We start from the raw sequence: 24,518 nt of genomic DNA, 5'->3' as shown, positions 1-24,518 counted from the left end.
CCAGGACCGGAAAACTCCAGCCGGTTGTCCTTCTGAGGGCATTGTCATACCGTTGCTCCGAGGCGGAAAATCCGCTGGCTAACCGCTAAAATGGCAGGCCATGGTTAATGATACCTAACAATTTGGCCCGTTAATCACGATTCTTTACCGCGTTTGTGCAAGGATAGGACATTTATGCACAAGTTGCTTTACCAATGTTTCAAGGCATTCTAACCAAACGATCAGGAAATTGAGGTTCTTTCCGTTGAAACCCGGGGGTATTGGCATGATCATCGGCGCAAGGCGAGCGGCAAGGGAGGCCAAGCCCTCATCCGCACCTTTGATCGTCCAGGTGGTGCGGCAATATCCGCCGGGCCGGGGCGGATTGGAAGATGTGGTCTCCAGCCTGAGCAGGGAGCTGTTACAGCGCGGGTTCAGGGTACGGGTCGTCACCCTCGACCGGCTGTTTTCCGATCCGCACAAGGTCCTGCCAGCCTTTGAAGTGATTGAAGGCGTGGAGGTGGTGCGCATCCCCTATCGCGGCAGCAGCCGTTACCCGCTGGCCTTTTCCGCCTTTCGCCATATCCGCGATGCCGATCTTGTCCATGTCCATGGGGTGGATTTCTTTTTCGATGCTCTGGCGATCGGTCGTTTCCTGCATGGCGCGACGATGGTGGCGACCACCCATGGCGGTTTTTTTCACACCCGCAAATTCGCCGCCATCAAGCAGATCTGGTTCAGCAGCCTGACCCGGTTATCGGCGAGCGCGTATCGTTCGGTGGTGTGCTGTAGCGCCTCGGACCTTGCTCTGTTCAAGGTCATCCAGCCCAGGCACTCGGTGTTGATTGAAAATGGCGTCGACACCAGCAAGTTTTCCGGTCTGGCCTCGCGCCAGCCGGTCAAACGGATCGTGACGATTGGCCGTTTTTCGGTGAACAAGCGGCTTGATCATCTGTTGCAGGCCATGGCCGTGCTGGTGAAGCGCGATCCGCAGTGGCGGCTCGATATTGCTGGCTCGCCATCGGATCTGTCGGCGCAGGATGTCAGCGCGCTCATCGACGCCAATGGTCTGGCTGATCATGTCGGCCTGCATCTGCAACCCGACAATCGTCTTCTGGGCCAGTTGATGTCCAAGGCCTCGATCTTTGCCTCGGCATCCGATTATGAAGGCTTCGGCCTGGTGGCCGTGGAGGCAATGAGCGCCGGTCTGGTGCCTGTCCTGCATGAAAACGATGCCTACCAGGCGCTGGCAGCCCAGCATTCCGGCATTGAGCTTGCCGATTTTGCCGATGCCGCGCGCGCAGCGACGTCGATTGAAACGGCGTTTGCCCGGTTGGAAGCCCAGGGTGCCGATCTGCGCCACGCGCTTGCCGCTGATGTCAACCGCTATTCCTGGGAAGGCGTGGCGGAACGCTACATTGCCCTTTACCGGCGCGCCCTGCCTGCCATCCACCGCTGCGGGCAAGAGGCTGCGGCATGAGCAATGCCCAGGTGATGACTGATGTTAAACCGCCCCGCCATGTTCTTGTTGTGACCGGGCAGCATTTCGCCGATGCGCCGCGCAAGGTCGATCTGCATTTCATGGCGGACAGCCTGCTGTCGCGGGGCGACAGGGTGGATTTTCTGGTCTGGCGGCTCAGCCCGATCAGCCGGCTGCTGAAGGACGGGCGTTACGCCTTTGCCCGCACCCATCGCCTCAACCGCTGGGAGGGTTTGAGCGAGGGACTGCGGCAATTCATCTGGTTTCAGCTTTTCCACCCCATGAACCTGAAATTTTCCTGGCTTAACCGCCTGGCTGATCCGCTGTTTTCGCGCGTCAGTGCGTTTTTGCCCAAAGCGGTCCGCGACGGACTGTCTTCTTACACTCATATCCTGGTGGAAAGCGGGCCTTCGCCGCTGCTGGCCCCGGTGCTTCGTCAGCATGCGCCGAAGGCCCGGATCATCTATCATGTCGCCGACCGGCTTTCGACCATCGGCGTGCCGCCTGCCGTCTACCGGACGCTTGAAAAGACCATCGGCCTTTACGATAGCGTCCATGTGCTGGCCCAGGCGCTGTTAGCGGATTTTCCAAGCGATGCGCCGCTGCTTTACCTGCCCCATGGCATTGACAAGGCAGCCTTCGATGCGAGTGGTCAAAACCCCTATCAGAGCGGTGCCTACCAAGGCCGCAAACACGCCGTCAGTATTGGCGACATGCTGTTCGATGCCGATGCCATTGATGTCATGGCCGCGGCCAACCCGGACTGGACCTTCCATCTGTTCGGGGCCAAGTCATTGCCGCGCCGGGTGCTGCCCAATATCGTCGCCCATGGTGAACAGGCATTCGAGCGGATCGTGCCGTTCATCAAATTCGCCGATCTCGGCATCGCGCCTTACCGGGATGGGGCAAGTGCCGATTATCTCAGCCAATCGAGCCTGAAGATGATCCAGTATAGCTATTGCCGCTTGCCGATTGTCGCGCCGCATTTTGCCGCCATGGGGCGGGACCATGTCATGGGCTATGACCCCGCCGATCCGGACTCGATCCGCGCAGCGTTTTCAGCCGCAGGGGATTTTGATCGACAGACGATTGTGACCGATGGTGTTTTAAGCTGGGACGAGACGGTCGATGTCTTGTTTGCGGGGTGATGAAATGGATGGCAGCCTTGTGGACACGGAGAACACCACGGACATGGTGAGGCAATGAGCAATGGAATAGTCGCAAATTCCGCGTTCAATGCGGCGGCGGGGCTGACCCTGCTGGCGACGGGATTCATATGCTCGATCTTCACGGCACGGGTTCTTGGCCCGGAAGCCAATGGCATTATCGCCTTTTCCGTCTGGCTTGCCTCCACGGCGGCACTGGTGGCCGAACTTGGCACCGGCGTGTTATTGCTGCGTCTGCTGCCGCAGCTGAAAGGGCAGGGCTATGGCGAAGCCGACCGCAAAGGGTTCGCCGCCTATCTGCTTTGGCCGGTGGTTGGCTCGACATTGCTGTTGCTAGCCTTCTATTTCCTGTTTTTCTGGGTGGCTGAAAGCAGGCATTGGGCAGAAACCGCGCCTGAAGTGCTGGTGGTGACGGCGTTGTTGTTTGCCACGCAGGCCATTGGGATGTTTGCCAAGAACTACCTGATTGGCGAACAGCGGGTGGATATTTTCTTCCGCATGACCTTGACGGCGGGGCTGCTGCAACTGGTCGGCGTCATCGCGGGCACACTGCTGTTTGGCGTACCGGGCGCGCTGTTCGGTTATGTTCTGGCCTATATTTCCCAGTTTCTCTTTGCTGCCGCCCTGTTGCGCCACAAGGTGAAAAGCTGCGGTATCGGCCTTCGTTATCTGCTTGGCTCCTCCTTCGTGCTCTCGCTGGAATTCATGGTGGATTCGATCTTCCTGAACCGGATCGAGCTGTTCTTCCTGCAACGCTACCAGGGGATCGAGACCGTCGGCTACTATTCCGTGGCGTTCTCGCTGACCAATCTTGCCTTGCAGGTGCCGATCCAGCTTTCCGGCAGTCTTGTGCCTTATTATGCCGAACATCTGCACCGCGCGCCGGGCGGACGGTTGCCTGTGGCGATGTTTGAAAGCGTGGTGCGCAGTCTTGCCTATTTCACGCTGCCGATGAGCCTGGGTCTGGCGGCGGTGTCGCATCGGCTGGTCACGCTGGTGTTTGGTGATGCCTTTGCCCCGAGCGCGCCGATGCTGACGCTGCTAGCGCTGTCTGTGCCGGTTGCCGTTGCCTGTCAGGTGGCGACACAATATCTGTTTGCCCTCGATAAAATCCGCCAAAGACTGTTTGTCGGGCTGGGCGGTGCGTTTATCATGCTGGTTGGGGATGTTTTGCTTGTGCCTTCCTACGGGGGAGAAGGTGCGGCTTTCGTGCGGATCGTGGTGTTTACCGCCATGAGCCTGGCGATGCTGCGCTGGATGCGGTTCGAAGGGTCATTGGCGCCGCTGGGGTTTAGTCTTTTCAAGGTTACCGTAGCTGCTGGCTGTTGTGCGGCGGCGGCTTTGGCGGTGCAGGATGTGGTGCCGGGTATCGGTGGCCTTGTCCTTGCCATTGTCGGCGCCGTCAGCGTCTATTGCCTGGCGCTGCGGCTGTTGCGGGCCGTGCCGGAGGCGGATGTATCGGTCATGGCAGGGCTGATCGCCCGTTTGCCAAAACGGCTGGCGGGGCCTTTGAATGTGGTTTTGATGTTGCTGACCGCGACACCCAAACGGAGCTGAGGGGGCTACAGCCTCCCTTGTGCTTCCGGTTGGAACAAGGTCTGCTGGCGTCCTTTATATAAGCTCAATAATTTTCACCTTAAATCCATGGAGATTTAAGGGATTATGCAGTAGCCGTCTTTGAGAGAGTGCCGTGGGGCAAGGAAAGGGCAGGTTGATGGAAGCGATAACCGAGCGGGTTGGCCCGGCATCTGGCCAGCGGCTTCAGCCGCACCAGCATGCTGTGGCTCAGCCGGTCAGCTTTGCTGGCACCTTCGGGCTCTATCAGCCGGCGGAGGGCGCCAAGCAAGGTGTGGTGCGCAAATGCGCGGTGCTGTTTCTCCAGCCCTGGGGCTTTGAGGAAATGTGCACGCACAAGCTTTTCCGCATCATTGCGGAAGAACTGGCGTGTGAGGGCATTGCCAGTCTGCGCTTCGATTATCCCGGCACGGGCGATGCGCTGGACCCGCCGGACCGAACGCTTGGCCTGTCGCTCTGGCAAGATACGATCCGCGCCGCGCTTGACGTCCTTGCCGAAAAGACCGGCGGCTTGCCGGTGATTTTGCTGGGGCATGGGCTGGGTGCATCACTTGGCGTGGGCATGGCCGCAGACCTCGATGGCCTGGCGGGATTTGTCGCCATGGCTCCCGTGGCCTCGGGTCGTGCTTATCTCAGGGAATTGCAGTTCTGGGCGCGGGTCATCGATGACGGATTGGGCCTGGCCGAACATTTGCGGCTCAGCGGTATGACGGCCATTGCCGGGCATGTGATGCCGGATGCAAAGGCTTCGGCCTTGAAGAAAGCCGATTTTTCCGCCGTGCAGCCGCATCGCTCCATCCCGCATCTGTTCGTCAACCGGGCGGATCGGCCCGGTGACGGGCAAATGGCAAAGCAGATTGAAGCGAAAGGCGCCCGCGTCGAGAGCATCGACTATCCGGGCTATGATGCGATGGTCGGCAATCCCGCCATGGCCCGCATGCCCATGGTGGCGGCTGAAAATGTCATAAGCTGGATCGTTCGCCGGGCGGCAGCGCTTGGCGAGCAGAAGCGTCTGTTGGCTATCGATCCGTCAGCGGTATCCGCACAGGACGAAGATCAGGCGCACCTCGATGGCGTGGATTTTCGCGAGACGGCCCTTCGGTTTGGCCGGGGCAAACGGCTTTATGGTATTTTGTGCGAGCCGACTGGTCCCCGCTGTGGCGCAAGCGTTCTGTTGCTCAACACTGCCTATGACCGCAGTGCGGGATGGGGACGCTCGGGTGTCGCCATGGCGCGCAAGCTTGCAGGCGACGGTATTGCCTCCCTGCGCTTCGATGTTGCCAATGTCGGCGATAGCCCGCCGGTGCCGGGCCTGCCGGATCAGGTGCTATACGCCGAAACCCAATATGACGATGTGGAAGCGGCGCTTGCCGTTCTCGAAGAGCGTTCACTGCTGCCCAGTGTGGTGGCCGGACGGTGCAGTGGCGGTTATCTCGGGTTTTCCTGCATGACCAAGGATCATCGCATTGCCGGAGCCTGCCTCGTCAATCCCTTCGTCTTCTATTGGGATAAGAGACGGCGGGTGGAAGACGGGCTAGCTGTGGTGCCGCGTTCGCTCGATACCTACAAGCATCGGCTGTTTCAGATGCAAACCTTGCGGCGTCTCTGGCGGGGCAAGGTGGATGTGAAAAACGCGACCCGCAACTTCGCACTGGTTGGCGTACGTCGTGTGTTGAGCCGCCTTGGCCTCGCCCAGGTCTTCAGCCGCGATGTCCGGCTGGAGCATCGGGCCGTGCGCGTCGCCTTTGCCGCTCTGGCAAAGCGAAAGACGCCGCTTGTGCTGCTCTATAGCGAGCAGGACGTTGGTCTTGACCATTTCTATCAGCATTTCGGTCCCCAGGGCCGCAAATTGGAACGTTATCCCAATGTCCGCACCGACATTCTGGCGGAAACGGATCATAATTTCTCTCCCGCCGCTGCCCAGCAGCGCTATTTCGAGGAAATCAAAGCGCTGGCGATGACGGTTCAGGCGTCGAAATTGCCTGCCCAGCAGATCAAAGCCGGTGTATCCGCAGGCAAAGAACCCGTGTCAGAACCGGAAGCGTCGTAAGGCAGAGCCGCTCAGGATTTCGCCGCTGGGTTTGTCCGATGTTAGAAGCCTGACCCGGCGGGCAAAACCGGGCGCCAGATGAAAGAAATCGTCGGTGCTGCGGCCGTCTTCAAGGGCGATATGGACGGATTGGGCCAGCCGGTCGGTTTCCAGCATCAGCCACCAGCCATCCTTTTCCTGCGAGAGCGTGGTGCTGATCTCTGCGTCATGCATGGCCGGGGCGCGTCCTTGCGGGAAGTGAAAGGACTGACTGACGATCTCGCCGTTTTCCGGGGTGCTCAGGGTCGCCACCGCGACGTCATGGGCGGGCGGCCCGAAGCGGAAGGCATAGGTCGTGTCGAAAAACGCTCCGAACAGATCGGTGGCATGCAATGTCATGCCGCTTTGCGGGGGCAAGATGACGGCACGCCTTGCGGCTACGACCGGGGATTTACCGTCGCGCAGGCAAGTGAGATCCAGGGTCAGAGTCTGTTGCCGCATCGTGTCATTGCAAAGATGCACATCTAGCCCATTGGTGCCTTCGTCGGTCATGGTGATGCGGATGGGGCTGAAGGCGCGCCGCGCCGCGTACCAGACGGGTTTCGGCGCTCCGGTCGCATCCACCAGCCCCCAGCCGGGACCGATGTTCAGGTCCTGAAAGATCCAGACCAGCGCGCCATTGCAGGATGAACCGGGCCGGCGCCATTCCGCATAGGTTTCCTCCAGCACCTCTCCACTGACCGCCCGCGACAGATGCAGGTAACGCGCCGGATTTTCCCGGCGCAACCCGGCCGGATCGACACCGTAGAGCAGGGCGAGATAATGGTCGCGAATATCCTCGAAATCCCAGGAGGCGCCCCGGTCTCGCGGCACACGCGCTTTCCAGCGGGGATCATGAACCGGTGACACGGGCAAATGCCTGTCCAGCACCTGTTGCTGGGGGACATGGGCAAAGGCCAGGCATTCGGCGGCAAAGCGGACTTGGGCGCGACGGGCGTCCTCAAGCGGGCGGCAATAGGCACCGACGCCGTAATAATGGGTGACGCCGGTATCCGGGCTGAAGGGCATTGTGCCACCCATCGGTGAATTTTCCACATAAGGCAGATGTGGTGCAAAGCGCGCGCAGAGCTGCGGCAGAAGGCTGGTGAAGACAGGGCCTTTCCAGCTGGTTTCCGGCAGGCCCAGCATGGCGCCCTGCTGATAGACTTCGCTGCCGCCGCACAGGATTGCCAGCGAGGGAGAGGACTGTACGGCGCTTAACAGCTGTTCCACTTCCAGGTGGATATGGTCGGCAAAGGTCTCGTCGGCAGCGGGATAGTCGAAATTGGCCAGCATGATATCCTGCCAGACCATCAGTCCTAGCCGATCGCAAAGCCTGAAGAAATCGGCGCTTTCATAGGTCATGGTGCCGCCGATGCGGACCATGTTCATGCTGGCATCTGCGGCCATGCTCAGCCAGGACGCATAATCCTCGGCGGTGCTGGGCAGGCGGGTCAGGTTGGCATTGGTCCAGACGGCACCCCGGCAGAAGATTTTCACGCCATTGACGAAGATCGCGAAATCCTTGCCATCCGCGCCCCGGTCGATCCGGATGCGGCGAAAGCCGGTGAGACCAAGCGAATGCGGCTTTCCATCCAGCGTCAGGTGAATGTCGTGCAGCACCGGCTCACCATGGGTGCGCGGCCACCAGGGCGCAACAGTGGGAAGACGAAGCTGGCCCGCGACATGGCCGTCGGCATCGGCTTTGAGATCGAGAGTCTCACCCGCACATGTCACGGATATGGCTGTCACACTGCCAGTCAGCTGGAATGCGATGTCGAGCAGCCCGGTGCCGTTTTCATCGAGATCGGCGTGCAGCGCGAGGTCGGTTATCGTGCTTGCGCCCGGGCGGATCAGGCTGATTGGCCGGTACGGCCCAACCGCATGAATGTCAGGGCACCAGCCGGGCATATGGCCAAGGGCGGTTGCGCGCACCAGCCGCAGGCCCTGGTCGCTCATCATCTGCGGTCGCCAGCGGGCTCTTGGACCTCGTCTTTCCAGATGAGGCTTGAGCGCGCGAAAGCAGATCGACAGGTCGTCCGAGCCGGTCAGGATTACATCGACATCATGGGCCTCGAACATGCTCTGCGATGACAGGATCAGCCTGTCGTTCAAATAGACCTCGGCAATGGTCGCCAAGCCTTCGAAGCGCAGCACCGCCGGGCCGGGCTGTTCGCCGGTCAGGGGGCGGAGATACCAGATGTCCTTGCCATGCAGCGGGCTTGGATGATCAGGATCGAATAGGCCCGCCTTGGTCAGCGCCTGGGCAACGGTGCCGGGTACTGGTGCCTGAAGGCGGGCGCTGGCGCGGTGCAATGCCTTCGGGCTGTCATAGGTGCCTGGCTCGCAGACCAGCAAGGTCCAACCGGCTTCCAGTGGGCGGATGTCGGCATCGAGATAGGTGATCATTGGCTATGCGTCCCTCATAACGGCAAGACGGTGCCTGAATGACCCGATCTGGTCTCAGCCGATCTTGCTGGCAAGCCCCGTCATCAGCCTGTCCCATGCGTCAATCGCGGGGTCAAGCGCTGCTTTCAGTGGTTCGAATTTCTTGCGGGTGACGGCGCGGGCCAGTTGGAACTGGACGGTTTTTGCCAGCTCGGAAATCCGCAATGCTTCGGCAATTTCGCTCGTATAGCGATCGTCTGCTGCAAGCCAATGCAAGTGACTGGCTAGAAGCTCGAAATTCGCCCCGAATTGCCGCAACGTGTTGAAGGCATAGGTATGAAAATAGCCGAAGGGCCGCTCCGCGATGGCCTCCACCTGGGCTGGAAAGACCACTGCAAACGCCGCAAAGGGATTGTCTTGCGGGCGGCGGGCAAAGTGAAAGGCGAAAAGCCGCTCAGCGACCTGGCGCAGATGCGTCTCGTCAGGCCGAGTTTCGGGGAATTTGGCAAATTCCGTATAGGGCAGGAATGGAAGTGCGGCCTCCGGAGCCGCTAATTGCCAAATTCCGTCGAAATCCTCAGCTTCCAGCCGGAAAAACCCGCCATTGTGGAAATAGTCCATTGATCTGCCCGCCAGATCCAGCCGGTTGATACCGACCGTGGTCTTGCCATGGTGCTGGCGATAGCCGACACCTGCCGTATCGGGCATGAAATAGCTGTCCATTTCGACAAGGCACAACCGGCCACGGCTGATCTGCTGGGCCACATGCGCCTCAGCTCGGTCGAAAATTGCCAGTTCTGTGACGCGAATGCCGTAAAGCGCTTCGAGATCTTCCAGCGGCGCCTTGAAGAAGGTGAACTGGTCGCCCTCGAAATCCTGGGTCAGGGTAAAACCCAGCATGGCCTCCGGCGGCAGGCCCAGCACGGAAAGGACCTCGATCCACAGATCGACATAGCAATTGGTTTCCGGCCACATGCGCTCAGCCGAATGCAGTGCATGCGGCTGGTAGAGGGCCGGATCGAGCGGCAGGACCGTGGTCATCATCAGCCCCAGAGTGCGCTGCGCACCGATTGCGGCCAAGCCTTGACGTCCAGCCCGTGGTGATGGAACAGCGCCAGGGCGATCCGCTCCAGACCGAAGCCAACGCAAGCGGTATGGGCAACCGAACCATCTTCCAGGTTCAGGCCCCATTTGCTGCCAAAGGCATCCTGATGATAGTTGAAGCTCATGCAGGCGGTGGGCTTGGCGACCGAGGTGATCGGGATCAGCAATTCGAATTTCAGGTTCTGGTCGCGCTGGTTATTGGCCAGCATCTTGCCAGCGCGTCCGAAGAACGGATCGTTGGCAATGTCGATTTCAACCGGCAATGCCACCTCTTCCATCATTTTCAGGCCGCGATCCATCCAGGTCTGGCGGAAATCGGTGACATGGCTTTCTGAACCCATGCAGACATATTCGCGCATGCGAAACAGCTGCTGGCGGGCCGGATCGGTCGAGGGTTCATGGCGGAAACAATAGGATTGCAAGTCAAACAGTGCGCCGGAGGCTGCAATCGGGCCACGCTTGGCAATGGTTGGATAGAGCGGATAGCAGGCGGCAGGCGTCAACACGATATCGGTTGCCTTCTGGTCCTTCGTCCAGTCCTCATCAGCATCCATGCATTTCAGCAGGCTGACATGGTCAAGCTCGTTGCCGCAGAAGCTGTGCACGGTGCCGGCCAGCTGCGGAAAGCTCTTCATATAGCCGCTGGTCTCGAAAAAAGCGCGGTTCATGCCCGGCGGAAAGCGCAGAGCTTCAGCACCATCTGCGCCACCGAACCGGTCGATCAGCCGCTCGAAAGCGGCGATCACATCTTCGAACTGGCCGCTGCGGCCATAAAGCCCGTCCACGCCAGTATCGATCAGCAGGCCGGCATCGAACAGCCGGTCCAGAAAATTGGCTTGCGTATCCATTTGCTTACCCCAGCAGACGTGTGTCGAGTTTGTGGACCAGCAACATCGTTGATGTGTTGGCGAGAATGCGGTCATTGGAAATCATCAGCCGGGCGGAATGCGCGTCGCGCAGATGGCGGCCAAGGCTGTAGGGTGTGCCGTTTTTGTAGCCCATGATGCCGCAGATCAGCATGGCCTGATTGATGATGTCGATGATCGTCTCGGACGAGGCAATCTTGACATTGTTCATCGCCACCGAAAAACCGAAGGACGACAGCTTGTCGCCGTCATTTTTGGCCTCTTCATAGGCTTTGAGCGCCGCCACCACATTGGAGCGCACCAGCTGCAACAGATTGGCGGCTTGCGCCAGATGCAAGGCACCGGGCGGCATCTGGCCTTGTTGCGAGCTGTTCTGGCTCTTGCGGGCGGCGGCGCGCACGAAGCTCTGTGCTCTCGCCACGGCATCAACGGCGATGCCGTACCAGACGCCGCTCCACAGAATATGGGAGGCGGCCAGCATCGACTGGGCGGCAATGTCGGCAAAGGGTTTTGGCAGGATCTGGATGGCGGGCGCTTCGCCCTTGAACAGGAAGCCATCGGACCGAGTGCCGCGCATACCGAGTGTGTCCCAGTCCACGGTCTTGTCCAGGCTATATTGGCCCTTGAGAAATACGGTCATGACCTGGTCGGACGGTGCGGCATCCTTATGGGCGCGCGAAGTGATCAGGATCGCATCGGCCTCTGATCCATAGGAAATGACGGTGGCGTCCTTTTCCAGCCGGCAGGTGCCGCCATCGACCTCAATGGCGCAGATGGAATTGCGCAGATTGCCGCCAATGCCGCCTTCGGTCGTCGCGGAGCCAAGCAGCAATTGCTCATCGGCAACCCGTGCCATGAAGCTGCGCTGCCAGGCATTGTCCTGGGCATGTTCCACGAGGCTGGAACATTTGATGTGATGCATGGCGAAAATCATCGCGCTGGAGGCGCAGGCCTGGCCAAGCGTGGTGCAGATCTCGGCAATTGCGGCAAATCCGGCATTTTCACCGCCAAGTCCTGCGGGGATCTGGATGCCGAGCAGCTGCTCTGCCTTCAATGCGTCCACGGTCTCGCGCGGAAACCGGCCTTCGCGGTCGACATCCTCGGCATATTTTGCGGCAATAGCGGCAACGCGGGCTGCCCTTTCGGAGAGATTACCGGCGGGAGTCCTGACGTTGAGGGCGTGAGTAGCCGGAGCGGTCATCAGGCGACCTTCCGACCCTCCAGGATCTGGCGCACCGTGCGTTCGATGGCCTCGATGCTGGCAAAGGATTTGCGGTTGAGCAGATGGTCGGGAAATTCAATGTCAAAGGCTTCTTCTATGCCGAGCATCAGTTGCACCGATGCAAAAGAAGACAGTCCCAGCGCATAAAGATCGGCATCAGCCGCGATCTCTGCAACGGCAACCTGTAAGCCGCCAACTCTGCCCAGAATAGTCCGAATGGTCTCGTTCATCTCAACCCCTCTTAGGAAATCTGTCTGATCAGGAGAATTGCAATAGACCAGAAATCGTAAGATTAGGCTAATATGAATATCTCAATTCTTTTGATCGTGTCTAAGATTCTAACAGGATCGTTGAAATTTCAAATCTTTAAGGTTTAATATTCTCGGCTTTTTTTGGGTTTATCTGAATTTTCTAAAGGTTGTATCTTTGAAAATTGTATACTTTTGATTGTGAAAATGATTTCTACTGATCACGATAAATATGGTGATGTCCATGGAAGTCCGTGACCCGATAATGATCGCCTTCCTTGCTGATCCGGCTCGCATCGATCGGCGCCTTGCCGTGGCCGCCGGGAATATCCAGCACGTAAGTCGGCTGACAGAGACCCGACAGATGCCCATGCAAGGCCGAGACGATCGCCTGGCCTTCCTCTATGCTGAGGCGGAAATGGCCGGTGCCGGGCGCCAGATCCGGGTGATGCAGGTAATACGGCCGGATACGCATGTCGACGAAAGCGCGCATCAGATCCGCCAGCACAGCAACATCGTCATTAACGCCCTTCAGCAGCACTGTTTGACTTAAAAGCGCAAAGCCAGCTTGCAGGAGCTTTTCGCTCGCCGCCCGGGCTTGCGGCGTCAGTTCGCGTGGGTGGTTGGCGTGTATGGCGATATAGGTGGTCTTGCCGCTCGCCTGCAAGGCGTCGATCAGATCCTTGTCGATACGGGCCGGATCGGCGACGGGAACACGGCTGTGAAACCGGATGATCCGGACATGATCGATGGTGCCCAATTGCTGCAAGATCGACCGCAGCCGGCGTGGCGACAGAACAAGCGGATCGCCGCCGGTAAAGATGACCTCCCAGATATCCTTGTGGTCACGGATATAGGCAATGGCGGCGTCCAGCGCCGGGCCTGAGAGCAGGCCATCGCCTTCCGGTCCGACCATTTCGCGGCGAAAGCAGAAACGGCAATAGACCGGGCAGCTATGCACCACCTTCAACAGAACCCTGTCGGGATAGCGATGGACAATGCCTTCGACCGGGCTATGGGCATGGTCACCGATCGGATCGGCCCGCTCCACCGGCTGATGCTCCAATTCACCGGCTTGTGGGACGAATTGCGCGGCAATCGGGTCTTTGGGGTCGTTTGGGTCGATCAGCGCCAGCATGGCGGGGGTGATGGCGATGGCGTAGCGGGCAGCGACCGCTTCCAGTTGCGCACCGGTTTCGGCAGCAACAAGTCCGGTCTCGACCAGTTCTCCGACAGTTTTCACGGTTCTGACGGGAGCGGTCACGGTTGCGGCTCCGCCACCGGTGTCCACAACACCTGCTCGATCCGCTGCGCACCAGTCGCCAGCAGCACCAGCCGGTCGAAACCGAGCGCGATACCTGACGCTTCCGGCATGATGGCCAGCGCCTCCAGAAAATCCTCGTCCAGCGGATAGGTTTCGCCGTACACCCGCTGCTTCTCCGCCATTTCCAGCATGAAGCGACGGCGTTGCTCCTGCGGATCGGTCAACTCGCCGAAGGCATTGGCCAGTTCGACGCCGCAGGCATAAAGTTCGAACCGCTCGGCGACGCGCGGATCGTCAGCCGCGGGCCGGGCAAGGGCGGCTTCCGCCACCGGATAGCGGTCGAGAATGGTGGGCCGGCCAAAGCCCAGATGCGGTTCGACTTTTTCAACGATCACCCGGCTGAACAGATCGGCCCAGCCATCGTCTTCGGCAACGCGCATGCCTACCTGCCGTAGCTGTGCGGCCAGATGGTCGCGGTCGGTTTCGCCGCCGGCAAACACGCTGCCCAGAAGATCGATGCCCGCATGGCGCGCAAAAGCATCGGCAACGCTGAGCCGCTCAAACGGCGCAAAGGGATCGCAAACGCCGCCGCGGAAGGAAAATTGCCGGGTTCCTGTCGTTTCGGCGGCAAGGGCCAGGATGGCAGCACAATCGTCCATCAGCCGCTCATAGGGTTCCCCGGCGCGATACCATTCCAGCATGGTGAATTCCGGGTGGTGCAGGGGACCACGCTCCCGGTTGCGATAGACATGGGCAAAGCAGGCGATCCGTGGCTCGCCGGCGGCCAGCAGTTTCTTGCAGGCAAATTCCGGTGATGTATGCAGGTAAAGAGGATACGCCTGCCCGTCATTGCCAATGGCGCTCGTTGCGAAGGCATGCAAGTGCGCCTCGTTGCCGGGCGAGATCTGCAAGGTTGCGGTGTCGATCTCCAGGATGTCGTTACGGCTGAAATAGAGCCGCAGGGCGGCCTGGATGGCATTGCGGCCAAGCAGGAAGGGGCGGCGGTCTGCATGGACCCGCGGTGTCCACCAAGGGGAGGCGGAGAGGCGCTTTTCGCTCATTCCAGTCATTGCACTCTTAATCTTTCGTCCTTGGCCGGCAATTCGGCTGCAACACGGGCTGGCTATTTCGGCAAATTTGGGTTAGGTGCGCCCCATGCAACGTCACAGCATGTCAAAGGGGCGCCGGGTCGTCCTTTACGATGTGTGTTTGAGAGATACAAGGAATTCCGAATGGTCAAGGTCATCGCCTCTTCGGTCCGCAAGGGCAATGTTCTCGAAGTCGACGGCAAGCTCTATGTCGTGCTTACCGCGCAAAACTTCCATCCCGGCAAAGGCACGCCGGTGACCCAGATCGACATGCGCCGCATCGTTGACGGTGTGAAAGTGTCCGAACGCTGGCGCACGACCGAGCAGGTGGAGCGCGCTTTCGTCGAAGACGTCAACCACCAGTTCCTCTACGAGGATGGTGAAGGCTTCCACTTCATGAATCCGGAAAACTACGACCAGATCGTCGTTGATGTCGATACCATGGGTGACCAGAAGGCCTATCTCCAGGAAGGCATGACCTGCGTTATTTCCATGTATGAAGGTGTTGCGCTGGCGCTTGACCTGCCGCGCCATGTGACGCTGGAAATCATGGAGACCGAACCGGTCGTCAAAGGCCAGACGGCATCCTCGTCTTATAAGCCTGCGATGCTTTCCAACGGCATCCGCACCCTGGTACCGCCGCATATCAATGCCGGAACCCGCGTGGTGATTGCCACTGAAGACAATTCCTATGTTGAGCGTGCCAAGGACTGATGTCCAACGCTCCGGCACTTCGACCTGTCGTTTCTGCCTGATGTTTGATTAATGAAAAGCCCGGTCTCCTTTGCGAGCCGGGCTTTTTGCTATTATGCGGCAATTTTAAAGACGCTTGCATTCGGTGCTGTCGGCAATACGCAATGCAAACAAAGTGACCATCAATAAAAAACGCCCGGCGATCAGGATCGCCGGGCGTTTGCATGAAAAGTCTGATGCTTACTTGGCTTTGGCAAGTGCGGGCGGGATATCCGCAGGCTTGACGGTGGCTTCAATAGCCTGGGCCTTGCCATTGAAATTATAGCCGCCGCCAATGGCCACATTCAGTGTCACATAGTCATTGGCCATTTGCTGGATCGACTCGGCAAGGCTGGCCTGAGCGGTGGTCAACTCACGCTGCGCATCCAAGACGTCGAGCAGGGACGAAGCACCGTCCTTATAGGATGCGGTCGAAAGTTCGAGCGCTTCCTTATAGGACTTTACATAGGCGCGATTGGCTGCAACGGCGCGAGCATCGCGGTTATAGGCAGCAAGCGCGCTTTCAACGTCTTCGACGCCGTTCAGCACAGTCTGCTTCCAGGCCAGGTATTTTTCACGAGCGACCGACTGGGCGTTCTTGACATTGGCGCGCAATGTACCGCCATCGAAAATAGGCAGACTGAGCGATGGACCGAAGGACCAGGTATTGGCTGTGCCATGGGTGTTCGAATGAACATAGGACGGCGAAATCGAACCACTGAGCGTGATCGAAGGCAACAACTGCGCCTGCGCATTGCCAATGTCATAGACGGCAGCGGCCAGATCGCGTTCTGCCTTGCGAATGTCAGGACGGTTGCGGATCAGGTCGGCCGGAATTCCCGACAGAACCACACGACGGGCAACCGGCTGAGGAGCATGCTTCTTCAGATCGTTGATGAGCGTCGAGGCCGGAAGGCCAAGGAGCGTCGAGATATGATAGGCATTGCTATAGAAGTTGGCTTCAAAGCCGGGAATATCCGCCAGCTGCGAGTTGACCAGACCTTCGGACTGCACGACGTCGAGGCGCGAAGCAGCACCGGCCTCAAGCTGGAGCTTGGTCAGCGCCAGAGTTTCGCGACGAGACTTGACGGCTTCGTTGGCGATTGCGATTCGAGCCTGATAGTAGCGGGCATCGATATAGGCTGTCGCCAGATCGGAGAGATAGGTCAGGCGAGACGTATCGACGCTGGCATAGGCAGCATCAAGCGACGCCGTAGCGCTCTGCTTGGCGCGGCGGTATTGACCCCAGAGATCGAGAAGCCAGGACGCGGAAAGCTCGCCTTTGGATTCCCAAGCGCGGGGCTGAGAATTATAGCCGCCATTGGTCTGGCTGCCGCTTTCGCTTGCCGTGCCCGTCAGGCTTGGTAGGCCGCCGGCAGATGAGGTGACGACTGTCGCGCGCGCCTGTTCGATCCGCTCCAGTGCCTGCAGAACATCGAGATTCTGGTTGACACCCTGGTTGATCAGCGTGTTGAGGCGCGCATCGTTGAACGCAGTCCACCACTGAACAGTGGTTGTGTCCTGCGCAGATTTGGTCCCGCCTTCTGTAAACTTGGCAGGAAGTGCTGTTTGTGGCGGGCTGTGCTCGGGACCCATCACGCAACCTGACAGAAGCAGCATTGCAAAGGGCGCAGCTAAGCGTACGGAGACCATCTATTCTATCCCTGTTTCAATCCGAAGGCGCGCCGAGCAAGCAATGGGCCGCGACCGCCACAATCTCGAAAATGCCGCGCTTTTTTTGGAGCGCGGCAACTGTTTTTTAACCTATCGTTTCTGCTCAGCTTGTAACAGCTCTTCTTTGGCTTTTGCACGGTTTGAAGCGCGTCTGACAATAACAAAAAAGGATGGAACAAAGAAAATTCCCAGCAGTGTTGCAGAAAGCATACCACCGAGTACGCCGATGCCGATTGCATTCTGCGCGGCAGAGCCCGCGCCAGTGGCGATTGCCAGCGGAACAACACCGAGAATGAAGGCGAGCGATGTCATGATGATCGGCCGAAGACGAAGTCTTGCCGCCTCCAGGGTCGCATCCATCAGGCTCAATCCGTGTTCCTGCCGCTCCTTGGCAAACTCGACGATCAGAATGGCGTTCTTTGCCGCCAGGCCTATCGTGGTGAGCAGCCCGACCTTGAAGTAGACGTCGTTGTCCTGCCCCATCAAGGTTGCCGCGGCGACGGCGCCGAGAATGCCGATTGGCACGGCCATGATGACCGAGAAGGGGATTGACCAGCTTTCATACAATGCCGAGAGGCACAGGAAGACGATCAAAACCGACAAGGCGTAGAGCAGAGGCGCCTGCGATCCCGATAATCTTTCCTGATAGGAAATGCCCTGCCAGGCGACGGTGTAGCCACCGTCCATTTTCGACACCAGCCGCTCCACTTCGTTCATGGCATCGCCGGAGCTGACGCCGGGTGCCGCCGAACCGTCAAGGGAGAAGGCTGTGACGGCGTTGAAAGCGGAAATAGAGGGAAGCCCGTTAACCCATTTTGCATCCGTGAACGATGAGAAGGGGACCATCTCATTGCTCGAATTGCGGGCATCCCAATACTTTATGTCCTCGGCCTGCATACGATAGGGCGCATCGGCCTGTACGTAGACCTTCTTGATCTTGTTGTTCAGCGTGAAGTCATTGACATTGGTGCCAGCGAAAATCGTCGTCAGCATGGAGTTTGCGTCAGAAATTGTCACGCCCATGGCGCTGAGCTTTTCCTGGTCGAGGATAAGCTTGACCTGACTTTCCTCATCGCGGTCGTTCGGACGCATGGCCGTGATAATGCCGCTGCTATTGGCCTGCGCCAGCAGCTGTTTGGCGGCAATAGACAGTGCTTCAGAGCCGTGGTTCCCGTTATCGACGAGATACAAGGAAAAACCACTGGAGTTACCCATGCCCTGAATGGCCGGTGGCAGGATTGGAAAGACCTGCGCTTCACGAATGGTCATGAAATAACCCATCGCTCGTTGAACGATGGCACCAGCGGCCATATTCGGCTCTTTGCGCAGATCGAAATCCTTCAGCTTAGCGAAAACCAGGCCATAGTTCTGGCCACTTCCGTTGAAGCTGAAACCATTGACGGCGAAAACCGAGTCGACAACGCTGGATTCCTTGTCGAGAAGATAATCCTCGACTTTTTTCATCACTTCGCCCGTCTGTGCCGAGGTCGAGCCATTCGGCAGCTGGACGATCGTCATCAGCACGCCCTGGTCTTCCTGTGGCAGGAAGGAAGAGGGCAGGCGCAGGAACAGCCAGGCGCAACCGCCGACCAGGACAGCGAATATCAAAAGAAGCCGAAGCGGGCGCCTTAGCAGGTGACCAATGGACCAGACGTAGCCATTGGTCGTGCGGTCGAAATTGCGATTGAACCATGCGGCTGGACCGGTGGTCTTCTTATGACTCTTGTCGATCGGTTTCAGTATCGTCGCGCAAAGCGCAGGTGTCAGAACGATAGCGACAACCGCAGAAAGCAGCATTGCCGAGATGATGGTGACCGAAAACTGACGATAGATAATACCGGTCGAGCCACCGAAAAATGCCATGGGAACAAACACGGCCGTCAACACCAGGGCGATGCCGACGATGGCGCCAGTGATTTCACCCATGGATTTCTGGGTCGCCTCCAGGGGAGGAAGGCCCTCCTCGGACATGATGCGCTCGACATTTTCAACGACGACGATAGCGTCATCAACGAGAAGACCGATGGCAAGCACCATGGCAAACATGGTCAGCGTGTTGATTGAATATCCCGTCAGCGCCAAGATGCCGAAGGTTCCAAGCAGCACGACGGGCACGGCAATCATCGGAATGAATGTCGCCCGCAGATTCTGCAGGAAGATCAACAATACGAAGAACACCAGCACAATGGCTTCGATCAGCGTATGAACGACCTTTTCGATCGACAAGGACACAAACGGCGTTGTGTCATATGGGTAGATGACGCTGACATTTTTCGGCAAGGCGGGTGCAATCTGCGCCAGTTTCGCCTTGACACGCGAAGCGGTATCGAGTGCGTTCGCGCCCGTCGCAAGGTTGACCGCGAAGCCGGAGGCAGCCTGCCGGTTTGAGCGGGAGGTGGACGTGTAACTTTCCTGGCCGATTTCAACGCGGGCGACATCGCTCAAACGAACATTGGCGCCGCTGGTATCGACCTTCAAAATGATCCGCTCAAAGTCCGACACAGTGGTCAGCTGGCTCTGAGCTGTCATCGTGACGTTGATTTGCTGTCCTTCCACGGCAGGAAGACCGCCGACCGAGCCGACCGAAATCTGGGTATTTTGCGCTTCGATGGCCGATGTCACGTCGGCTGGCGTCAGCTGGAACTTGCGCAGCTTGAATGGATCGAGCCAGATGCGCATAGCAAAGGCGGAGCCGAAGGCATTGATATTGCCGACGCCTTCCAGGCGCTTCACCTGGTCTTCGATCTGAGCTGAAAAGATGTCGCCGAGGTCTGCCGATGTGCGCTTGCCATCCGTGGATACGAGAGCGCCGACCAACAGGATACTGGAGGTCGATTTCGTCACTTCGATGCCGAGATTTTGCACCACGGACGGTAATTGTGATTCCACCAATTGCAGTTTGTTCTGGACCTGGACTTGGGCCATATCCGGATCGATGCTGTTGTCGAAGGTCAGCGTAATGGATGAAGATCCGGACGTGGACGAGGACGTCATGTATGTCAGGCCATCAAGGCCGGTCATGCCGTCCTCAATGATCTGAGTAACGGTTTTCTTCACGGTATCGGCGCTGGCACCGGTATAGGTGGCGCTGATGCGGACAGAAGGTGGTGCGATTTCCGGATATTGCGAGATCGAAAGGCTGGTGATGGCAAGCCCGCCGCCCAGCATGATCACGATCGCGATCACCCAGGCGAAAATCGGTCGCCGTATGAAGAATTTTGCCATGAGTTAATTCCTGATCACGATGTTGCAGGAGATGTCCTTTGACATCATGATTTCGGTGCTTCCGTAGCAGTCTTCGCGGCGGCGGGCGCAATAACGAAGCCCTTCGAATCGATTTCCGAGGGAACCGGCTTGACGATGGCGTTGTCGGTGATCGACTGGAAGCCATCGAGGATCAACTGGTCCCCTTCCTTGACGCCGTCGTTGACCAGCCAGTTGTTGCCAGACAGCTTGCTGCTGCGGAATGTCCGGGTTTCAACTTTATTTTCTGCGTTTACAAATTTGGCGGTCAGGTCGCCATTGGCATTGCGGCTCGCAGCGCGCTGCGGAATGAGATAACCGTCTTCTTCGCCAACCGTGATCGTAGCGCGGACATACATGCCGGGCAGGATGAGGTTGTCAGGATTATCGAACAATGCACGAATGGTCACTGTTCCGGTTGAGGTGCTGACCGCCATTTCGGACATGTCGATCTTGCCGACATGCGGATATTCAGTACCGTCTTCCATCGTCAGCCGGATATCGGTCGTTTCAGCATCGGCATCGGCCTTGTTGCCGTTGCGCTTTAGATTGCTGGCGGCGATGGCGGCGCGCAGACGCTGGAGATGCAGGCTGGATTCGTTCAGGGAGATATAGATCGGATCGATCTGCCGCAGGGTCATCAACGATTCTGTCTGGCTGGCCGTGACGACGTTGCCGATCGAATAATTGGTTGCCGATGTGACGCCATCGAAGGGTGCCTTTACCGATGTCAGATCCAGGTTGATCTGTGCGGTCTGAAGAGAGGCGCGCGATTCAGACACGGATGCCTTTGCCTGGAGCAGCGTCGTTTGGGCGTCTTCATATTCCTTTTGCGACGCACCGGTATTGGCCAGACGCTCATAGCGCTGAAGATTTGCCTCGGCAGCCGGTACGCTCGCCTCGGACTTTTCCAAGGTCGCCTTGGCTTCGTCCAATGAGGCCCTATAGGTATCCTCGTCGATCTTGTAGAGCAGATCGCCAGCCTTGACGAAGTTGCCTTCCTTGAAGGCGATTTCCTTGATCACCCCGCCGACCCGTGGACGAATGTCTGCGGATTGGAATGCTTCTGCTCGGCCCGACAAGACGGTCGTCAGCGGTGCGGTGGATTTTTTAATCGCGAGAACGCTGACTGGGCTTGGCGGTCTCTCGCCCCCTGGGCCCCCTGGTCCACCCGGGCCGCCGGCTTGCTTTTTCCCATCATCGCTGCATCCGCTCAGCGCAAGCGCCGCCACGAGAATAATGGATGACAGGGTGAGATGTCTGGCCATGCGCAGATCCTAATTTCCGAGATAGTCTTGTTCTGACAGTTTCAGTAAAAGAAAATGATCACAAGACAATAACATTCCGTAACCGCTCTATCGGCCGATGTTTTTTGCGCGATGGCATCCAGGACACGGCTTGCCTACAAACGGCGTATCTCGTGACGTAAATTAACAACCGTCACTTTGCAAGTGGATTTTGCAGTGCGGTCGTCACCAGGCCGATCAGATCCCGGCAGCGAATATGGAGAATTTCGGGCTTTTCCCGCGTGATTGAAAGTGGATGGATAACCCCTTCCAAAGCGGTGGCAATGACGGATGCAGTATGACGCGGGTCTCTTACGAAAAAGTCGCCCGTCGCCACGCCTTCAAGGACGATATTTTCGAAAATGGCGCAAATCTTTTCCCTGTAGAGATCGGCGGCGGTGAGTTCCAGATCGGTGGTCAGCACGATCATTTTGAATAGGTGTGGATTGTCGCAAACGTCCTGCAGCAGTTTGCTCAGGAGTTGCTCTGCCATCTGCAGCAATTTCATCTCAGGTGAAGGAAGCAGTTCCAGGTCAGCGAGCCCGGCCATTAGTTTTTCGAGATGGGCTGTCGCGATCGCATCGACCAGCGCGGTTTTGGAATGAAAATGCTTGAATACATTGGCCGGAGACATTTCCAGCTCTGCTGCGATATCCGCCATCGCTACCTGTTGGTACCCGCGCTGGCGAAACAGCTCCTCCGCCGCCCGGAGGATTTCCTGGCGAGTTTCGGCCGCCGGACGACGTGACCTGCGCGGACGGCACGGTTCCCGCTTGCCAGCGCTTCGTCCGGTGGGCTTGCCAGTGCTTTTGGGCGCTGTCATGATTGTCAGCGCCGGTCTAGATAGGAGAAGAGGTTTGCTTTCACGCGATCCAAGGGCGTTTCACCGGAAACATCGGCCTGGAACGTCAATCCTGTGATGGCTTCATAGGCCTGGATATAGACTTTGGAGGTTGCCTCGACCAGGTCCTGTGGAATTTCCGGAATATCGTCCTTATACGGATCGCATCGTTCCGCCACCCAGGACCGTACGAAGTCCTTGTCGAAGCTGGCAGGTCGGGTTCCCTGGGCGAAAGCCTGTTCATAAGTTTCAGCAATCCAGTAACGGCTACTGTCTGGCGTGTGAATTTCATCAGCCAGAAGGATGTTACCTGCCTCGTCCGTGCCGAATTCATATTTGGTATCGACGAGAATAAGGCCGCGTTCGGCCGCCTTCTGCTGGCCGCGAGCAAAAAGAGCCAGCGCATATTGGGAAAGCTGCTGCCATTGATCAGGCGTCAGCAGGCCCTTTTCGATAATCTCGGCTGGTGTAAGCGGTGCATCGTGACCGCCGTCAAATTCCTTGCTGGTCGGCGTAATGATCGCCTGCGGCAGTTTCTGATTATCACGCATGCCGTCCGGCAATGTCATGCCATACATCGTTCGCTGGCCCTTTTTATAGAGCGTCAGGATCGATGTTCCGGTCGTACCGGCCAGATAGCCGCGCACCACCACTTCCACGGGGAGGATCGTCAGGCGCTTGCCGATGACAATGGCAGGATCGGGATAGGCAATGACATGGTTGGGGCAAATATCCGCGGTCTGTTCAAACCAGTAGCGCGCCGTCTGCGTCAGGACCTGACCTTTATATGGGATGCACGCCAGAATACGGTCGAAAGCGCTCAAACGATCTGTCGATATAATGATACGGCTGCCATCCGGCAGATCGTAATTTTCTCTGACCTTGCCGCGATAATAGTTGGGAAGCTCGGGAAAAAAAGCTTCTTTCAAAATGCGCATCGCTTGGCCCCTTTATGTCGCTGCCATCTCGCGTTGGTGATCTGGTTCAAGCGAGTAAGTCAATTTTATTGCCCAAACACGTCATGAACATTCCAACCGGCTGCTCTCACCATGATGCAGTCCTAGCGCGCCTAACCCATCGCGGTGGGATTTTCAAAGAAAAAAGCGCGCGGCCATCGCACGCGCGCTTTCCACTCTCTTAAACTGCGCTGATCTCAGGCAAAGGTCAAACGGTCGATCTCGGTGATCTGGCTGGTGACGGGAAGGTGCCGTATCCGCCGTATGCCGAGTACGATGGTAAATGTGATGCATGCCTCAATGGCAAATACCGGTGCATAAGCAATGACCCAGCGTCCCCAATCGGCAAACGCAAGCCCGTCGTTAGAAATAGCCAGCCAGAAACCGACCATGGCTGACACCCCGGCATAATAGGTGGCATCCAGTCCCAATACCCTGGCGAGATTGAAGCGCTTGCCGATTTCGCCGGAGAAAAGACGTTTCCCAAAGGTATAATGGACCACCATCATCGGCAGCATCAGCGACAGGGCATTGACGCCGAGATGAGGAATATCCCCCGGCTCAAATAGAAATGCCTGTAATATGAGGCCAAGCGCAAAGCCCAGCATGGCGGGCGTAAAGCCGAAGAGAAGATAAATTGTGGTCGCACCGATCAGGTGCAATTCCGATGGCCCTACTGGCAGATGCCAGACCTGCATCATGATTGAGAAAGCAACGGCGGCAAGCGCCGTCTTAGGGAGCATCAGGGGATGACGCCAAAGTGCAGGCAGTTGCGAGGCAACCAGTGACAGCGCAGCGGCATTGGCAAGCGCTATCCTGACCGGATCAATAATCCCGACTTCTATATGCATGTGATCAAGTCCTTTCTTCCGCGCCCTCCGCGCGGGGATGGTGAGAACCGCTTTCGCGGCATGAGTATCGGCAGGTCTCCTGGCTCACGGGTCTGGGCTTTGTCCGCCTTATCGGCCTTGGGGCCAATGGCATGATGGACATCGCTCGCCGTTCACAGTTGCGGGGGCAGCCACGGTTTCGGCCCTTACTTGGGTCGTCCTCACCGTATTCCCTTTTCATCCGCGCGCGTTTTTGACACTTGCAGAACCGATACCATGCTACTTTAGGGAGGGGATGCTCTCCTGTCCATGAAAAGACATCTATTGGTGGAGTTTTGCCCGTCAGATGTCCGAATTTCACGGCTAGAACGCCGCGGCGAACGATACCGCCTGATTTTATTGTCGCTATTTCTCTTATTTATCAATATGTTACTAAAAAAATGATTTAGTTTTCAAAAACCCCTTTGACATATTGAGGGAGTGGGCCTAGAACCCGCCTCACAGCAAA

Annotated in this window: 18 protein-coding genes and 1 riboswitch; of the genes, 5 read left to right on the top strand and 13 right to left on the bottom strand. The window is 57.9% G+C overall.

The annotated features are described in order from the left end of the window. Nucleotides 1–265 precede the first annotated feature (265 nt). The 4 genes from G6L01_RS14080 (at nt 266) to G6L01_RS14065 (ending at nt 6,250) form a co-directional block, all read left to right on the top strand. Nucleotides 266–1,459 (top strand): glycosyltransferase family 4 protein, encoded by a 1,194-nt coding sequence (locus G6L01_RS14080; protein WP_174089322.1) that lies wholly within the window; start codon nt 266–268, stop codon nt 1,457–1,459. Next, nucleotides 1,456–2,607 carry a GumK N-terminal domain-containing glycosyltransferase gene (locus G6L01_RS14075; protein ID WP_070167042.1) on the top strand — a complete coding sequence of 384 codons (1,152 nt, stop codon included), beginning with the start codon at nt 1,456–1,458 and terminating at the stop codon, nt 2,605–2,607. Before G6L01_RS14080 ends, G6L01_RS14075 begins: the two co-directional genes overlap by 4 nt. A gap of 54 nt (nt 2,608–2,661) precedes the next feature. Then, nucleotides 2,662–4,182 (top strand): lipopolysaccharide biosynthesis protein, encoded by a 1,521-nt coding sequence (locus G6L01_RS14070; protein WP_070167041.1) that lies wholly within the window; start codon nt 2,662–2,664, stop codon nt 4,180–4,182. Nucleotides 4,183–4,339: 157 nt separating this feature from the next. Beyond that, nucleotides 4,340–6,250 carry an alpha/beta fold hydrolase gene (locus G6L01_RS14065; RefSeq protein WP_070167040.1) on the top strand — a complete coding sequence of 637 codons (1,911 nt, stop codon included), beginning with the start codon at nt 4,340–4,342 and terminating at the stop codon, nt 6,248–6,250. Here G6L01_RS14065 and G6L01_RS14060 read toward each other — a convergent pair. The 7 genes from G6L01_RS14060 to epmA all read right to left on the bottom strand — a co-directional run bounded on the left by G6L01_RS14060 (nt 6,230) and on the right by epmA (nt 14,430). Then, nucleotides 6,230–8,677 (bottom strand): glycosyl hydrolase 2 galactose-binding domain-containing protein, encoded by a 2,448-nt coding sequence (locus tag G6L01_RS14060; protein WP_070167039.1) that lies wholly within the window; start codon nt 8,675–8,677, stop codon nt 6,230–6,232. The genes G6L01_RS14065 and G6L01_RS14060 overlap by 21 nt on opposite strands. A 54-nt stretch (nt 8,678–8,731) precedes the next feature. Continuing rightward, nucleotides 8,732–9,697, bottom strand: coding sequence for a DUF1839 family protein (locus G6L01_RS14055; protein WP_174089330.1), 966 nt, complete (start codon nt 9,695–9,697; stop codon nt 8,732–8,734). Nucleotides 9,698–9,699: 2 nt separating this feature from the next. Then, nucleotides 9,700–10,608: an amino acid--[acyl-carrier-protein] ligase gene (locus tag G6L01_RS14050; protein ID WP_070167038.1), complete on the bottom strand. Its 909-nt coding sequence runs from the start codon at nt 10,606–10,608 to the stop codon at nt 9,700–9,702. Nucleotides 10,609–10,612: 4 nt separating this feature from the next. Next, nucleotides 10,613–11,827, bottom strand: a complete 1,215-nt coding sequence (locus G6L01_RS14045; RefSeq protein ID WP_070167037.1) for an acyl-CoA dehydrogenase family protein — start codon at nt 11,825–11,827, stop codon at nt 10,613–10,615. Next, on the bottom strand, nt 11,827–12,078 hold the full coding sequence (locus G6L01_RS14040; RefSeq protein WP_070167036.1) for an acyl carrier protein: 252 nt from the start codon (nt 12,076–12,078) through the stop codon (nt 11,827–11,829). Before G6L01_RS14040 ends, G6L01_RS14045 begins: the two co-directional genes overlap by 1 nt. Before the next feature lie 232 nt (nt 12,079–12,310). Continuing rightward, a complete protein-coding gene (locus G6L01_RS14035; protein ID WP_070167105.1) occupies nt 12,311–13,360 on the bottom strand; it encodes a lysine-2,3-aminomutase-like protein in 1,050 nt (349 codons plus the stop codon). After that, nucleotides 13,357–14,430: an EF-P lysine aminoacylase EpmA gene (epmA, locus tag G6L01_RS14030; protein WP_174089324.1), complete on the bottom strand. Its 1,074-nt coding sequence runs from the start codon at nt 14,428–14,430 to the stop codon at nt 13,357–13,359. Before epmA ends, G6L01_RS14035 begins: the two co-directional genes overlap by 4 nt. A gap of 162 nt (nt 14,431–14,592) precedes the next feature. Here epmA and efp point away from each other — a divergent pair, with 162 nt between their 5' ends. Next, nucleotides 14,593–15,162 carry an elongation factor P gene (gene efp, locus G6L01_RS14025; protein ID WP_070167034.1) on the top strand — a complete coding sequence of 190 codons (570 nt, stop codon included), beginning with the start codon at nt 14,593–14,595 and terminating at the stop codon, nt 15,160–15,162. Nucleotides 15,163–15,381: 219 nt separating this feature from the next. Here the strand turns inward: efp and G6L01_RS14020 are convergent, their stop codons facing one another. From G6L01_RS14020 to G6L01_RS13995, 6 genes are all read right to left on the bottom strand, one after another. Further along, nucleotides 15,382–16,833, bottom strand: a complete 1,452-nt coding sequence (locus G6L01_RS14020) for an efflux transporter outer membrane subunit (protein ID WP_070167033.1) — start codon at nt 16,831–16,833, stop codon at nt 15,382–15,384. Nucleotides 16,834–16,944: 111 nt separating this feature from the next. Next, a complete protein-coding gene (locus tag G6L01_RS14015) occupies nt 16,945–20,079 on the bottom strand; it encodes an efflux RND transporter permease subunit (RefSeq protein WP_070167032.1) in 3,135 nt (1,044 codons plus the stop codon). Nucleotides 20,080–20,123: 44 nt separating this feature from the next. After that, nucleotides 20,124–21,365 (bottom strand): efflux RND transporter periplasmic adaptor subunit, encoded by a 1,242-nt coding sequence (locus G6L01_RS14010; protein WP_156584700.1) that lies wholly within the window; start codon nt 21,363–21,365, stop codon nt 20,124–20,126. A gap of 172 nt (nt 21,366–21,537) precedes the next feature. Then, nucleotides 21,538–22,206 carry a TetR/AcrR family transcriptional regulator gene (locus tag G6L01_RS14005; RefSeq protein WP_081344204.1) on the bottom strand — a complete coding sequence of 223 codons (669 nt, stop codon included), beginning with the start codon at nt 22,204–22,206 and terminating at the stop codon, nt 21,538–21,540. Nucleotides 22,207–22,211: 5 nt separating this feature from the next. Next, a complete protein-coding gene (locus tag G6L01_RS14000) occupies nt 22,212–23,162 on the bottom strand; it encodes a phosphoribosylaminoimidazolesuccinocarboxamide synthase (RefSeq protein WP_070167030.1) in 951 nt (316 codons plus the stop codon). Nucleotides 23,163–23,377: 215 nt separating this feature from the next. Further along, on the bottom strand, nt 23,378–24,031 hold the full coding sequence (locus G6L01_RS13995) for an energy-coupling factor ABC transporter permease (RefSeq protein WP_070167029.1): 654 nt from the start codon (nt 24,029–24,031) through the stop codon (nt 23,378–23,380). Nucleotides 24,032–24,083: 52 nt separating this feature from the next. Next, nucleotides 24,084–24,297: riboswitch (cobalamin riboswitch) on the bottom strand. Nucleotides 24,298–24,518 lie beyond the last annotated feature (221 nt).

It is taken from the genome of Agrobacterium vitis (assembly GCF_013337045.2).
In the GTDB taxonomy this organism is placed as follows: Bacteria; Pseudomonadota; Alphaproteobacteria; order Rhizobiales; family Rhizobiaceae; genus Allorhizobium; species Allorhizobium vitis_B.
The sequence above is the reverse complement of the archived record's forward strand: the minus strand, read 5'-3'. Positions and strand labels throughout refer to the sequence as shown.